The 13574-nt window shown below is 65.0% G+C and carries 14 protein-coding genes and 4 pseudogenes; 2 read left to right on the plus strand and 16 right to left on the minus strand.

What is annotated here, in order from left to right; genetic code table 11:
* Positions 1-63: 63 nt before the first annotated feature.
* From DCN14_RS36840 to DCN14_RS36850, 3 genes and pseudogenes are all read right to left on the minus strand, one after another.
* A complete protein-coding gene (locus DCN14_RS36840; RefSeq protein WP_012218110.1) occupies positions 64-888 on the minus strand; it encodes a tyrosine-type recombinase/integrase in 825 nt (274 codons plus the stop codon).
* A gap of 65 nt (positions 889-953) precedes the next feature.
* Positions 954-1052 (minus strand): annotated as a pseudogene (locus DCN14_RS38520) (transposase); the annotation flags it as partial.
* Positions 1053-1189: 137 nt separating this feature from the next.
* A complete protein-coding gene (locus DCN14_RS36850) occupies positions 1190-1714 on the minus strand; it encodes a hypothetical protein (RefSeq protein WP_226146168.1) in 525 nt (174 codons plus the stop codon).
* Between the two features lie 97 nt (positions 1715-1811).
* On the opposite strand from DCN14_RS36850, the gene DCN14_RS36855 reads away from it, so the two are divergent.
* A protein-coding gene (locus tag DCN14_RS36855) for an IS5-like element IS402 family transposase (protein WP_115531492.1) occupies positions 1812-2629 on the plus strand; the annotation gives its coding sequence in 2 pieces (ribosomal slippage) (positions 1812-2160 and positions 2160-2629; 819 coding nt in all).
* Here DCN14_RS36855 and DCN14_RS36860 read toward each other — a convergent pair.
* The 7 genes and pseudogenes from DCN14_RS36860 to DCN14_RS36895 form a co-directional block, all read right to left on the minus strand.
* A complete protein-coding gene (locus DCN14_RS36860; RefSeq protein ID WP_226146540.1) occupies positions 2617-3063 on the minus strand; it encodes a hypothetical protein in 447 nt (148 codons plus the stop codon). The genes DCN14_RS36855 and DCN14_RS36860 overlap by 13 nt on opposite strands.
* Entirely contained in the window at positions 3060-3248 is a 189-nt protein-coding gene (locus DCN14_RS36865; RefSeq protein ID WP_226146541.1) for a hypothetical protein, read from the minus strand. The genes DCN14_RS36860 and DCN14_RS36865 overlap by 4 nt, the downstream gene beginning before the upstream one ends.
* Before the next feature lie 25 nt (positions 3249-3273).
* Complete coding sequence (locus DCN14_RS36870; protein WP_143331197.1) at positions 3274-3861, minus strand: hypothetical protein; 588 nt, start codon at positions 3859-3861, stop codon at positions 3274-3276.
* On the minus strand, positions 3858-4526 hold the full coding sequence (locus DCN14_RS36875; protein ID WP_012218114.1) for a hypothetical protein: 669 nt from the start codon (positions 4524-4526) through the stop codon (positions 3858-3860). The genes DCN14_RS36870 and DCN14_RS36875 overlap by 4 nt, the downstream gene beginning before the upstream one ends.
* A gap of 32 nt (positions 4527-4558) precedes the next feature.
* Positions 4559-5092: a helix-turn-helix domain-containing protein gene (locus DCN14_RS36880; RefSeq protein WP_012218115.1), complete on the minus strand. Its 534-nt coding sequence runs from the start codon at positions 5090-5092 to the stop codon at positions 4559-4561.
* A 490-nt stretch (positions 5093-5582) separates the two neighbouring features.
* A pseudogene (locus DCN14_RS36890) lies at positions 5583-5981 on the minus strand (IS5 family transposase); the annotation flags it as partial.
* A gap of 54 nt (positions 5982-6035) precedes the next feature.
* Positions 6036-6428, minus strand: a pseudogene (locus DCN14_RS36895) (DDE-type integrase/transposase/recombinase); the annotation flags it as partial.
* 112 nt (positions 6429-6540) lie between these two features.
* On the opposite strand from DCN14_RS36895, the gene DCN14_RS36905 reads away from it, so the two are divergent.
* The gene (locus tag DCN14_RS36905; protein WP_012218119.1) at positions 6541-7002 is read left to right on the plus strand and encodes a TniQ family protein; all 462 of its coding nucleotides are present in this window, start codon (positions 6541-6543) and stop codon (positions 7000-7002) included.
* Between the two features lie 39 nt (positions 7003-7041).
* Here DCN14_RS36905 and DCN14_RS36910 read toward each other — a convergent pair whose 3' ends face one another.
* The 6 genes and pseudogenes from DCN14_RS36910 to DCN14_RS36935 all read right to left on the minus strand — a co-directional run.
* Positions 7042-7989, minus strand: coding sequence for an IS5-like element ISBvi6 family transposase (locus DCN14_RS36910; protein ID WP_059890401.1), 948 nt, complete (start codon positions 7987-7989; stop codon positions 7042-7044).
* 86 nt (positions 7990-8075) lie between these two features.
* Positions 8076-8855 carry an enoyl-ACP reductase FabI gene (gene fabI / locus DCN14_RS36915; RefSeq protein ID WP_011880257.1) on the minus strand — a complete coding sequence of 260 codons (780 nt, stop codon included), beginning with the start codon at positions 8853-8855 and terminating at the stop codon, positions 8076-8078.
* Positions 8856-10034 (minus strand): acetate/propionate family kinase, encoded by a 1179-nt coding sequence (locus DCN14_RS36920; RefSeq protein WP_012218121.1) that lies wholly within the window; start codon positions 10032-10034, stop codon positions 8856-8858. It abuts the gene before it with no gap.
* 11 nt (positions 10035-10045) lie between these two features.
* Positions 10046-10987, minus strand: a complete 942-nt coding sequence (locus tag DCN14_RS36925; protein WP_011880255.1) for a phosphate acetyltransferase — start codon at positions 10985-10987, stop codon at positions 10046-10048.
* 8 nt (positions 10988-10995) lie between these two features.
* Positions 10996-11190: a hypothetical protein gene (locus DCN14_RS36930; protein WP_012464895.1), complete on the minus strand. Its 195-nt coding sequence runs from the start codon at positions 11188-11190 to the stop codon at positions 10996-10998.
* A gap of 50 nt (positions 11191-11240) precedes the next feature.
* A pseudogene (locus DCN14_RS36935) lies at positions 11241-13466 on the minus strand (DUF3141 domain-containing protein); the annotation flags it as partial.
* Positions 13467-13574: the final 108 nt, after the last annotated feature.

Consider the following 13574-nt stretch of genomic DNA (forward strand, 5'->3'; position numbering starts at 1 on the left):
GCAATCAACACCCGACAACCCGATGATGCGGCGCACTTACCAACGCCAATGCTCACCGCATCTTCAGCCCACGCCCCGCTTTGCGTGGTACAGCGATGCTGCTCCACGATGAGCGCGATCGCAACCAGCAAGGTCGTCGACGCGCCGGCCGAATGCGTCGTCGTTCTCGAACGGCACCTGCAGCACGGTCACGCCGTCGCGGGTCAGCGAGTGCGCGACTCCGGCCAGCACCTCGCGCTCGACCCGCTCGAGCACGCGGGCCCAGCCACGGCCACCGGCGCGCTTCGGTTCGACGCGCAGCGTCACGTGCACGTTGACCAGCTCGGCCGCGGTGCCCGGGTCGGCATGGCGCGTCGTGAACGCGGACGCCGACGCCGGCGGCGTCGCGATGGGCACGGCCGCGGACGGCGGCGGATCCGCGCCATCGAGCGCCGCATTGAACAACGCCTCGACCGACTGGAACTGGCGCGTGGCGTCTGCCTTCGTGTAGAGCGTTGTCGTGCCAAGGCTCGCGTGGTCGAGCAGCTCTTGCATATCACGAATGTCCGCGCCGGCGTCCAGGCCGTGGTTCGCGAAGGTGTGGCGTAGCCAATGCGTACTGGTGCGGCGTAGGTCGGCGGCCGCGTTCGGGTACGTAAGCGCCAGCTGGTCGGCAGCCCGCGCAAAAATTCCCTTGAACAGTCGCCTGACCGCGTCCGGATGCAGTGCCTCGCCGGTCACCAGATGCGCGATCAGCGGCGTGTCGGCCGGCGCGGTTTCGAGCGTCAGCGGCACCGGGCGCGCGCGCAGTTGCGCGCGCAACGCATCGATGAGTCGTAAGCCGTCAATGAACGACGCCCTACCAATGGTAGGCAGAAGGTCAGATGCTAAGTGTCCGAGTGGACACATGCACTCAGACCGTGATGACAGAGAAACAGGACCTTCGAAGCAGACTGGTGGTTGGCCGCAGACGGGATCCCCATCTTGCAGCAGACCTCCGCGACAGGCGTACCCAGCTCGGCCTGCTTCAACGCGTATGCGATCTGCTCTTCGGTGAACCTGCTCTTCTTCACGGCATGACCTCCTGGTCTTGATGACAACGTCATGCTGGAATTTTCCACTTTCAAATGGGACAGTTTTGTGGGCTAGGGTCACGCTTCACTTTCGCGTCCGGCCCGTTTCGTGATTTGTTCGTAGGTCACACCGGTCATCACTGCGACTCCCTTGCGTTGTTGTGAGGTTCATCACGTTGATGGCCACGCGCATCGTGATGCGCGGTGGCCGCGGATTCCGGCGAAGGAACGGCATTGGAGGACGGCAGGCGTTGCTCTACGGCGCCACCCGTTTCCTGTTTGTCGAACCACGCCTGCTTGATATTGGCGGCCGCCTGAGCAGCCGCGGCGACGAGCGCCAGCCCCCCGATGAGAATGACCCAATGCTGCAGTGCCTGGCTCGCCGCGTGCCGTCGCTCCTCGGTCGCGTAACGGTCGACTTCCGCAAGTGCCGCAGGGCATGCCCGATAGCCCGAACCGTCAGCATCCTTCTCGACGAGCCCCTGCACCCTCAATGAGTCGAGCTGGAAATTGGTGTAATGCATCAGGTCGAGCGCAGCAGGGTGACGCAACCAACGCCGGGTATGCTGCCGCGTCAGGAATTCAAGCGAGGATCGGTAAGCGCTTGTACGATCGCGTGAGGCAGCCACGGACTCGTCGATCAGCCACAGCAACAGATCCATGCGTTCCTTAGAGACGGTTTCAAAAAGGCCCCGTGGGGCTGTTAACTTTCGCGGTGAGCTGTTAACCTCAGGCATCGGAACAACCGAGACTGAGGAGATGGCCAAGCCGATCATCGACGATGAATTGTGGACACTGATCGAGCCGTTACTGCCGCCACCCAAGCCGCGGCGCGAGAAGAACCCGGGCCGCCTGCCTGTTTCGAATCGCGCCGCGCTGACCGGCATCCTGTTCGTTCTCAAGACCGGACTACGCTGGCGCGACCTGCCGGCCGAGATGGGATGCGGCTCGGGCGTGACATGTTGGCGCCGGCTGCGCGATTGGCAAGCAGCCGGTGTCTGGGATCGCTTGCACGAGCTACTGCTCGCAAAGCTGCGCGCAGCGGACCAGATCGACTTCTCACGAGCCGCCGTCGATTCATCATCGATTCGCGCCGTTGGGGCAGGCCAAAAACTGGGCCAAACCCCACCGATCGCGCGCGACCCGGTTCCAAGCACCACATCGTCACCGACGCCAACGGTACGCCGCTCGCCGCGATCCTGACCGGCGCGAACGTCAACGACGTCATGCAATTGCTGCCGCTGATCGACGCGATTCCGCCGATCCGCGGATTGCGTGGCCACCCATTGCAGCGGCCGCGTGTGGTCTACGCGGATCGCGGTTACGACTCCGAGCGACATCGGCGCGCGTTGCGCGATCGCGGTATCGAGCCAGTGATCGCCAAGCGCCGTACCGAACATGGCAGCGGCCTTGGCAAATATCGCTGGGTCGTCGAACGCACGCATGCCTGGCTGCATCACTTCCGTCGTCTCCGTATTCGTTTCGAGCGCCGTGCAGACATTCACGGCGCGTTCCTCAAACTCGGTTGCTGTCTGATCTGCTGGAATACCCTTCGGCGGGCCGATCAGTCTTTATGAAACCGTCTCTTACGCGCGATCCGCTGACGGTTGTAGCGGCCCTGCCGCGCGTCTTCCAACCACGCGTGGAGACGGTAGTCACGACCCAACAGGCGCAACCAAAACGTCACTGTATCGCGTTCGTTATATTCGTACTGACGCAAATAGTAGGTGTACTGAACCCTCGCCGCTGCCGCACGGTGGAGCGGAATTCGCACCTCCTTCGCGTACTCGCCGTACTTGCCCTCGTCGGTCGCCGGAACCCACGCGCGACCGACGACATCGCCGCGCTCCAGCGCGTCGACCAGCACGTCGCCCTCGGCCAGGTCGCTCAATGTCACCGAGAAGTAATCCCGCTGCATCAGTCGGTCCCCCGACATCGGTATCCGCGGAGGCGCCGGTTTGGCCGTTGCTCGCGTCATCGCGCGACGGAAGAACCACTCGCGCAGGCTCATGCGACCTTGGGCGTCGACACGCGCGCGGCTGGCACGACCGCGCGCACCTTCGCCGCGGCGTCGAGCAGTTGCCGCGCAAGCATCTCGGCTTCGTCGGCGCTGCTGATCGGCCGGAAGTGATGCTCGCTGTTCAATTGCCCAGCAATGTCGATCTCGACCAGGTCGTGGTCGGCATGGGCCCGCACAATCGCGCGTGCGTGGACGGACGCCTCACCGCGACCTTTCGTATATCTCGCTGTCGTTTTCATGGGGTCTCCGGATGTTGGAAATAGCCCGATCACGCGCTCGGCCCGTCGGGCTGTGCTCGTACATTTGATCGACCACGGCCAGCAGCTCGCGTAGGCGCATGGCGACGCGCGGCGTCACGAACAGATCCACGACAGGGGTCCGTGCGTAATACGCCTTGGCCGGGCCGACCCCGTCCGACCCGCCACCAATATCGAGCAGGCGCAGGTCGACGGCCGGGTCCGACTTGTCCTCGTACAGCTCAGCTGCGCTGTAAATGTTGTAAATGGCGCCGTCCTCAGTCCAGCCCCGTGTGTCAACGCACCAGGCATGCGCCAGCAGCTGCTCGAGGTGCGCGACCTCATCCTTGCCATGCGGCACTTCGAAAACACCGTCCGCCCGTCGAACGTTTGACCCGCGCGGCAAAGTGCCGGCGGCAAGACCACGAAGGCGCGGTAAAGGACGCCCGTGGCGAGCGCCTTGATCGACATCGGGGGCATCAGCGTTTTCATCAGGTCCATCGGAATCGCTCCTAGAAAATACCGTTCGCTCGGGCGCCAGCCCGGCGCTCACGCGCGAACGTCACGCCCTGCTTCAGCGAGCATCGCCTGCACGGCGGGTTGGCGCAGCGCCGTCCCCAGTTCCGCGTAGTGCGGGTGATCGCCGTTCTCGCCAAACGCCCACGTCGAATACTCCGGTGACAGCAGTACCGACCAGCTGATCGCATCAGGGACTCCCTTACCTTGCAGCACGATGCCGGCCACAATCGCCGCGATCGCGTTGACTTCATGCGGCTTGAGCACCGTCGGTGAGTAGGGGGCGAGCGTGCGGCCGAGCATCGGCTCGATGGCCTGGCAATCGGCAGCGGTCCGCTGGGCGACACGTTCCACGCGCGATAGCGCGGTGAGAATGGGGTCGCGCATCCCCGGTTCGAGCGTCAGCGTGATACCGGTCCGGAACTCGGGCAGGTCCGCGTGCCGCGCGGGCAGCACCTGCAGTTCGTCCGATCCGCCCGCTGTCACCGCGAGACGGACATCCTGCCGCCGAGCCGGGATCACGGCGTCGCCGCTGATCCGCGCCCATTCGTTGCCCCACGACTGCGATCGCGCGTCGACCGCAATGAACAACGTGACGTCGGATTCATCAAGAGCGAACGGATAGGAACGCGGTTGGATGACGACGCGATAGCGTTCGCCGGCGACGGCAAGCCCCTCGTGAAGGCGGCCGACTTCTGGCATGGCATCTCCGATATATGTTGGCTTGCGTTATCTCAGGACTGCGCCACCGGATCGGCCGGCAGCCGTTGCGTCAGGTGAATCACATTCGAACGCGCAAACGTCACTCGGTCTTCTATCCGGAACTTGCCGAGCTGCGCTTGTGCGGGATGGTCAGGGAACTCGCGCACGATCGCGCCATACGATTCCTCGTCGACGAGGCCGTCGTGCACGCGGTCAAGCCACACCGACGCTCGCATGCGTTTGCCGTCCAGTGCACGCAGTTCGACCATGTCGCCGTGCTCGATGGTGTCGCGTTTCCGGTCGCGCAGGCCGTCCCAATCGCGCTCAAAATCTTCCACGCGCTCGAAATCGACCGGGTAGTAATACCCGCAGGTCAGCTTGAAGAAACGCCACGTCGCCGACGGCATGTCCTGCTCGCCGCGCTCCCAACGCTGGACCTGACGCAGGCTCACTCGAAGCAGCAGGGCAACCTGCATTTGCGTGCGGCCGGCTTGCTGGCGCTTCGCGACGATCTCGTCGGGCGTCGGACTATCCGGGCGGGGCCGGCGTTTGATGGTTTGGGTCATGTCGATTCTCGTTAGACGATATGTCTATTAGTCATACTCACACAGTAGCACGCTATCGCGTCGTTGTATATGTCTAATAGTCGTCTTCGACGCCGGTCAGGTGAACGTGGCCGCCGCGGCGGCGGCTGGCGACGGGCCGGGCTTCAGCAACGCCTCGGAACGCGTATCGAGATCATTGGGCGAATACTTCATCCGCAACCGTTGGCACCAGCGCGGCCACCGGGAAAACACGAGCCGATCGAGAAAGTAATTGGCCAGTGTCGCGTGCTCGACGCACAGGCGCCAGTCCGCATAGAGGGTCGGCCGGGATTCGTAAAATTTTCGCCAAAATGGCCTTAAGCGGCTGATTTGAAAGAGAAATCAAAATTGATCGTCGGATCGAGCGGTGGTACTTTCCGCTGGAGGTCGAGCAGATAGGAGCCGAGCCGGTTGATGTGATCCCTACGGTACGGCGAAAGCGTCCTTTAACGAATGTCCCTTAAAGGCCAGTTCAAAAAGGCCGCTCAGCTATCTTGAAGATGTTCCAGCAGACGAGTGAGCAGGCTAGTTTGAGGAATGCTTCGTGAATGTCAGATCGGCGTTCGAAGCGGATGCGAAGACGACGGAAACCATGGAGCCACGAATGAGTCCGTTCGACGACCCAACGGAATTTGCCGAGGCCGCTGCCGTGTTCGGTGCGTCGTCTGGCGATGACCGGTTTGATGCCGCGTTCGCGAAGTCGGCGGCGATGCGAGTCGGAATCGTAGCCGCGATCGGCGTAGAGGATCTTGGGCTGGCGAAGCGGTCGGCCGCGAGTGCCGCGAATCGGCGGGATAGCGTCGACCAGCGGTAGCAGTTGCGTGACATCGTTGCGGTTCGCGCCGGTCAGGATCGCGCTGACAGGAACGCCGGGCACTGTCAACTTGCCGTAGTTCGTCGATGAAGAAGCACGAGAGGGAGTGGCTCAGCAAGCCATCGACGGATTTTGGGTGCGGCAGGTGATTTCGCGCCAGGCGACAAACCGCGCGGCGAGTTGCTTTCGATAGAGTGAGCTGCGCAGCAGGTGTCGCTTGAGCGCGAAGTGCTGACGGATCGGACCGAAGTTCGACAGGAAGGCCTGCGTACGCTGCGGGTCGCGAAAACCGCGCATGCGCCGCTCGCGTTCTCGAGTGGGCTGATGGCTGTTCTCCGCGCGGTTGTTCACGCGCGCACTGGCCTTCACGAATACGTGCTTCACGTTCGTCAATTTCGGTATCTCCGCCTTCGCGGCCGGGTAACTGCCCAACTGATCGGTGACGATCTTCTTCGGTGCCTCGGGGCAGGCTGCCAACACGCGCCTGAAGAAGCGTTTCGCGGCGGCCTTGCGGCAAGCGGCGGTCTCACGGGGGAAGTCTCCAGGATCTTGAACACGGCGGCCGAGCTCGCGATTCGCGGGGGACACGAATCAATCAAGCTGGAGCATCTGAGAGATGCCGCTTCCACGAGCATGCGATAACGTGCGTCCGTGGCCTTACGCGCCGCGCCCATTTGGCGATGAGGCATTCGGCAGCTGGTTCGGACGAATCGCGGGCCGCTATCGGATGACAGTCGAAGAGGCGTGGGAGGCCAATGGACTTGGTTCGTTGCCGGCCTTGACCAATGCAGTATGGATTATGTTCCCGCCGTTGGACGAGACCACCATGCACAAACTGGCCGTGTTGGCTCGCATCGACGTTGTGACACTCGACCGAATTCAGACGCCGGAGGGCTGGATGACGCCGAGACGGCGCTTGCCATACTGCTACCGCTGCCTCGTGATCAACCCGGTTGACGTCAGTACCCCCTATTGGCGGCGGGCATGGCTTGACCCGGCCATTCGGAACTGCGGCGAGCACGGTACGCCGCTTGAAACGGTTCCACCATTTGTGTTTCATCGCGGCTCTGTTGCGTAAATCAGCTCGGGGCGAAACTACCCCAAACCCCAGACGGACTTATGCCATAGCTGCCGCAGCGACCGTATTCGGCCGGCCGAGCTGGCTGAAGCGGTTGAGCAACGCCGCACGGATCTGCAACTCGACCACTTGGCGTTCAAACGTGCGGGCAGCCACGCGATCCCCCAGGCGTTTGAAGCAGTGCATTTTCGTTTCCACCAAGCTTCGGCGATGATATCGGCTCCAGCGCTTCCACAGCCTGCGCCCGAGATATTGGCAGGCTCGCAGCGCCTCGTTTCGGGCCGCTGCCCCGGCACGCCCCGGTTTCCAGAATTGGGCGTTGCGACGAGGCGGGATAATCGCCTGGGCACCGCGCGCCGCTATTGCGGCATGGCAGAGTTTGGTATCGTAGGCGCCGTCACCGCTGACACTCGCTATCGGTTCGTCGGCCGGAATTTGTTTGAGCAACTCGGGCAGCATCGGGGCATCGCCCACCGCATTGCTGGTGACCTCGATACCGCGAATCTCCAGGGTATTCGCATCGACGGCCAGATGCACCTTACGCCACTGGCGGCGGTAGTCGGCGCCGTGTTTCTGGGTCTTCCATTCGCCTTCGCCCAGGAACTTCACGCCCGTACTGTCGACCAGCAGATCCAGTCCGCCATGCCGCGGCTGATAGCTCAGTTGCGCTTGCAGGTTGCGCTGACGACGGCATACCGTACTGAAGTCCGGCACCGGCCAGTCTAGCCCCGCCAGCTTGAGCAGGCTCTCCACCAGACCCAACGCCTGGCGCAAAGCCAGGTTGAACAGATATTTGACGCTGAGACAGAATTGAATCGCGGCATCCGAATACCGCTGCTGACGCCCCCGTTTGCCGCTGGCCGCCGCCAGCCACTGCATGCCCGGGTCAAGCCAGATCCCCAGGGAGCCCCGCGCCTTCAGCGCAGCGTTGTACTGCGACCAGTTCGTCGTGCGGTAGCGCACCGGCGTCTTCTTCTTGAGAGTCATGCGGCAAGCCTACCATCGGGCCGCGACCATTTGCGCAACAAAGCCGCCCGACACACAAACGCATCGAGCGGGAATACGGACGAACGTCAGCCGACAATGCTGACGCCACCGTCGATGAATATCGTGTTGCCGGTGATGCGCCGCGCATACGGCGTCGCCAGATACGCGCACGCAAAGCCCACATCCATGATGTCGACCAGTTCGCCGAGCGGCGCGCGCTGGCGTGCTTCGTTGAGCAACAGATCGAAATCCTTGAGGCCCGATGCCGCTCGCGTCTTGAGCGGCCCCGGCGAAACCGGATGAACGCGAATGCCGCGCGGGCCGAGTTCGTAGGCGAGATACCGGCACGCCGCCTCGAGCGCCGCCTTGACCGGCCCCATCAGGTCGTAATTCGGCACGACCCTGGACGCACCCAGGTAGCTCATCGCAAACAGCGTCCCGCCCTGGTCCATCAGCGGTGCCGCCAGCCGCGCCAGCCGGATGAACGAGTGGCACGACACGTCCATCGCCGTCGCGAACCCTTCCGCGGAACTGTTGATCAGGCCGCCCTGCAGGTCCGCCTTCGGCGCGAATGCGATCGAGTGGAGCGCCACGTCGAGCCGGCCCCACGTGTCGCGGATCGCGTCGAACAGCGATTCCATTTCACCCGGCTTCGACACGTCGAGCGGCATCAACAGCGTGGCCCCGAGTTCGCGCGCGAGCGGCTCCACATAGGTTTTCGATTTTTCGCTCGCGTAGGTGATCGCCAGCTCGGCGCCCAGCTCGCGAAACGCGCGCGCGCATCCGTAGGCGATCGAATGCTCGTTTGCGATGCCGAGGATCAGCACCTTTCGGCCCGCGAGGGGCAGGTTCGGCGTGTCTTCCATTCAGATCTCCAGCAGATCGAGAGTGTGCGACGCGATCATCCGCTCCTCGTCGGTCGGAATGACCCACGCCGACACCACGCTCCCGGCCGTGCTGATACGCGGCCCGTGGCGCGCGTTCGCCGCCGGGTCGAGCGATACGCCAAGCCAGGCCGCCGCGCGACAGATCCGTTCGCGCACCGCGGCGGAATGCTCGCCGACCCCGGCCGTGAAGACGATGCTGTCCAGTCCGCCCAGCGCGGCCGCGAGCGATCCGAGCTCACGCGACACCCGGTAGCAGAACAGCTCGACCGCATTGGCCGCGGCAGGATCGTCGCTGGCGAGCAGCGTCCGCATGTCGCTCGAGATGCCGGATACGCCCAGCAGGCCGGAACGCTTGTACAGCAGCGTCTCGATCGCGCGGGCGTCCATGTGCTGATGATCCATCAGCCACACCAGCACGCCGGGGTCGACGGTTCCCGAGCGCGTGCCCATCGGCAATCCGTCGACCGCGGTAAAGCCCATCGTGCTCGCCATGCTCCTTCCGTTCGCAAGTGCGGCCATGCTCGCGCCGTTGCCCAGATGCATCACCACGGTCTTGCCGCGCGCGGCCCGCTCGTCGTAGCGCGCCAGCACCGATGCGATGTACTCGTACGACAAACCGTGGAAGCCGTAGCGCCGCACGCCCTGCTCCGTGATCTCGCGCGGTAGCGCGAATTGCGTCGCGACCGCCGGCTGCCCGTGGTGGAACGCGGTGTCGAAGCAGGCGACCTGCGGAAGATCCGCGCGCCGCGCGGCGATGATCCGGAGCGCGGCCAGGTTGTGCGGCTGGTGCAGCGGGGCCAGCGGGACCAGCGCCTCCAGGTCGGCGATCACCTCGTCGTCGATGCGCACAGGGCTCGCATAGTGGCTTCCGCCGTGCACGATCCGATGGCCGACGCCGATCGCGGTATAGCCGGCGGCGTGGCCATGCAGCCAGTCGAACAGGAAGGCGATCGCGCCACTGTGGCCCAGCCGGAAGCCTTCAGGCCAGCGCTTCTCGTCAAGCGGCGCGCCCTGCGCGTCCGTGACATGGACCTGCGGATGCGTGTCGATTTCCTCGAAATTGCCGTGACAGACGGGATCGAGCGCGCTCCCGCTCACCGCGAAGACGGAAAACTTGAGGCTCGACGAACCCGCGTTGACGACCAGAATGACGTCCATGGTCCCTCGGCTCAGTTGACGACCGCGCGCAACGGGTCGCGCCGCCAGAGCGCGACCAGGGCCGCCACCGCGCATGACGCAAGCCGCGCGACCACCGAATCGGCCCGGCTCGTGAGGATCACGGGCACGCGCGCGCCGAGCACGATGCCGGCCGCGTCGGCGCCCGCCAGAAACGACAGGCTCTTCGCCAGCATGTTGCCCGCCTCGAGATCCGGCACGACCAGCACGTTCGCGTGCCCGGCGACCGGCGAATCGATGTGCTTGAGCCGGGCGGCATCGACGTTGATCGCGTTGTCGAGCGCGAGCGGGCCGTCGAGAATGCCCCCTTCGATCTGGCGCCGGTCCGCCATCTTGCACAGCGCCGCGGCATCGAGCGTCGACGGGACCTTCGGGTTGACCGTTTCCATCGCGGACAAAATCGCGACGCGCGCGGCCGGAAATCGCAGCGCATGGGCAAGGTCGATCGCATTCTGCACGATGTGGACCTTGTCCTCGAGCGTCGGCGCGATGTTGACCGCCGCGTCGGTGATGATCAACGGATCGTCGTGACCGGGCACGTCCATCACGAAGCAGTGGCTGATGCGGCGCGCGGTGCGCAATCCGGTGTCGTGCGCGACGACCGCGCTCATCAGTTCGTCCGTGTGCAGCGACCCTTTCATCAAGGCCTGTGCGCGTCCCTCGCGCACGAGGCGCACGGCCGTATCGGCCGCCGCGTGGCTGTGCGGCGCATCGACGAGCTGCAGATCCGCGATGTCCAGCCCGCTCTCGCCCGCCACCGCGACGATCCGGTCCGACGGGCCGACCAGGATCGGCTGGATCAAGCCAAGTTGCGCGGCCTCGACCGCGCCGCGGAGCGAACTCTCATCGCACGGATGGGCAATCGCCGTCGGCGTCGGCGGCAACGTCTTCGCGAACGCGATCAGGCGCGCGTATTTCTCTCGTTTGTTTTCCATGGGGATCCTCAGGCGGCTTCGGTCGACTTTCCGCGCTTGTTGGGCTTCTCGCCCGCATCCACGCCGAGCACGCGGGCGACGCGCGCAAGACGTTCCTGTTGGTCGGCCGGGATCTCGCCGCGCGCAGCCGCAAGGCAGGCATCGACGGTCTGCAGTTGCGCGCGCGTCGCGCGCTGGAGTTGCGCGACGGGCTCGGCCGGCACAGCATCTTCGCGTCTCCATGCGCGCCGAGCGCCGCGCCGCCCGGCGCTCACCGTCGCGCGGCAGCGTCGAATATCGCCAGAGCGTGCCGCAGGTCCACCTGCTCCTCTTCGCCGAGCGGATCGCCGGCCGTGAACACCTGCTCCAGCGCATCGCCCAGCCGGCGGATTTCGTTCGGCTCCGATCGCGCCAGCAACTGCGGAATCGCGGCCATCGCCGCGTCGAGATCGAGGCGCATCAGGTTCGTCTGCTGCCGCACGATGATCCGGAACGCCTCGATGAGGTTCGCCTTGCGACGCGACGATCGCTTGACTGCGCCCGACTCGTGAAGGCGCAGCGCGAGATTGAAGCGGCGCTCGTCGATTTCCGGACGATGCCGCAGCACGTAGAAGATCGCCCGCAGCGCCGCCTCGATCAGGCCGCCTTCGTCGATGGCCGAGCGCAACTCGGCGAGCTTTTGGTCGACGAACTGACGATGCTCAGGCGAAACGCTCGGATACGGACGCGGCGGCCGGTCGTCGGCCGCCCTTTGCCCGACGAGCGCCTGCAGCCACGGCGAACCGTATACGGCCTCGAACGTCTGCTCGTAGGCGGCGTCGCGCAGATCGCGCCACTGGTCCAGCACCGCCTCGATCGCATCCGACACGCGCTCCTGGGCCTGCCAGGCCGGATTGTCGGCGAGCACCTGCGTCCGGTTCGCGCGAACGTCGCCGGCGACGGCCGACACCCATGCGGCGAGCGGATTGCTGTCCGACCACCATTCGTAACCCACGCGCAGCGGATGCAGGGTTTCGAGGCGGCGCGCCGATTCGGGCGTCACGCACGCGCGGACCCACGGCTGCACGAAGGTCCGGTAAAGCCCGAGATTGATGTCCGAGCAGCGCGCGGCGGTGTCGAAGCGGCGGTCGCTCTGCGGGTCGGGCTGCACGATCTCGCGAATGTCGTCCAGCTTGCGCGGCTTCACGTCGAGCAGAAATTCGCCCTCGACCGGGGCGGGCTGAACGTTCTGCTCGGGGTTCGCGCCGATCGTGGCCTCGTAGATTCCGGACGGCAGCAGGTCGATGAGGTCGATGTTCGCCGCGAACTTCCGGTGCTCCTTGCGCCCGACGCCGCCCGACACGAATATGCCGAGATGGCCGATGCTCTCGTGCGTTGCGTACACGATGGTCTGGTCATGCGTCAGCACGTCCATGTCGTCGCGATACAGATCGGTGATCCAGCCGAGCGCCTGCGGCGGCGGCGTGATGTTGTCGCCGTACGAGCAGAACACGACGATCGGCGAGCGGATGTTGCGCAGGTCCAGGCGGATGCCGTCCGACGTGATCAGCTCCGCGGTGGCCAGGCGGTTGCCGACGAACAGGTTGTCGACGATGTACTGCATTTCCACGTCGTTGAGAAACACGTGCCCGCCCCAGTATTCCTCGAAGTCGAGGAAGCGCCCGGCCTCGGTATCGACTTTCGAATAGAGGTTGTACTGCTTGGTCCAGAGCGTGTTGGCCGGATTCAGGTTTTCGAAGTTCTGCACGAGCCAGGCGCCGTCGAAGCGCCCCGCGCCCAGGTCGCTCGTCAGCGCGGTCAGCCACGAGCCGCCGAGCAGGCCGCCGGCGTAGCGCATCGGGTTCCTGCCCTTCCAGCCGGCCCAGTACGAGACGGGCGAACCGGCGACGATGATCGGGCCGAACAGCTCCGGGCGCATGGCCGCCGTCATCAGGATCTGCCAGCCGGCCTGGCAGTTGCCGATGACCGCCGGCTTGCCCTGGCTGTCCGGGTGCCGCTCGATGACCTTTTCGAGGAACGCCGCTTCGGCGCGCATCACGTCCTCGACCGTCTGCCCCGGCACCGGGTCGGGAAGAAAGCCGACGAAATAGCACGGATGGCCCGCGCGCAGCGCCGCGCCCACTTCGCTGTCGGGCTTGAAGCCGCCGATGCCGGGCCCATGCCCGGCACGCGGATCGACGACCACGAACGGGCGCTTGGTCTCGTCGGTCGGTGCATCGGCATGGGGCAGGATGCGCACGAGCCCGTAGTTCACCGGTTTCGGCAGGTCGAGCCCGGACAGGATCAGTTCGCAGGGGAAATGCAGGACGTTGGGGACTTTCTCCGCCAGATGCGCGTTGTACCGGTTGCCGCGCTCGCGCATCACGTCCGCGTACAGGATGCCGCGCTGCCACGCGTCGGCCAGGTAGGACGACATCGCGCCCCACGGGAACAGGCTGTCCCGCAGGAACGGGAAGCACGTCGATTCAACGGCTTCGGCTGCTTGGTCGATCGTTTCCATGAATACCCCTTTTGTCGTCCGTCGCCGGCGAACCGGCCGGACTGGACTGACGGTTCAGTTGTTCGTTCCCGCGCGCGGCCTCCCGGCCCCGCTTCGCTCGCCACGCCA

Source organism: Burkholderia sp. IDO3 (genome assembly GCF_003366075.1).
GTDB classification, from domain to species: Bacteria; Pseudomonadota; Gammaproteobacteria; order Burkholderiales; family Burkholderiaceae; genus Burkholderia; species Burkholderia anthina.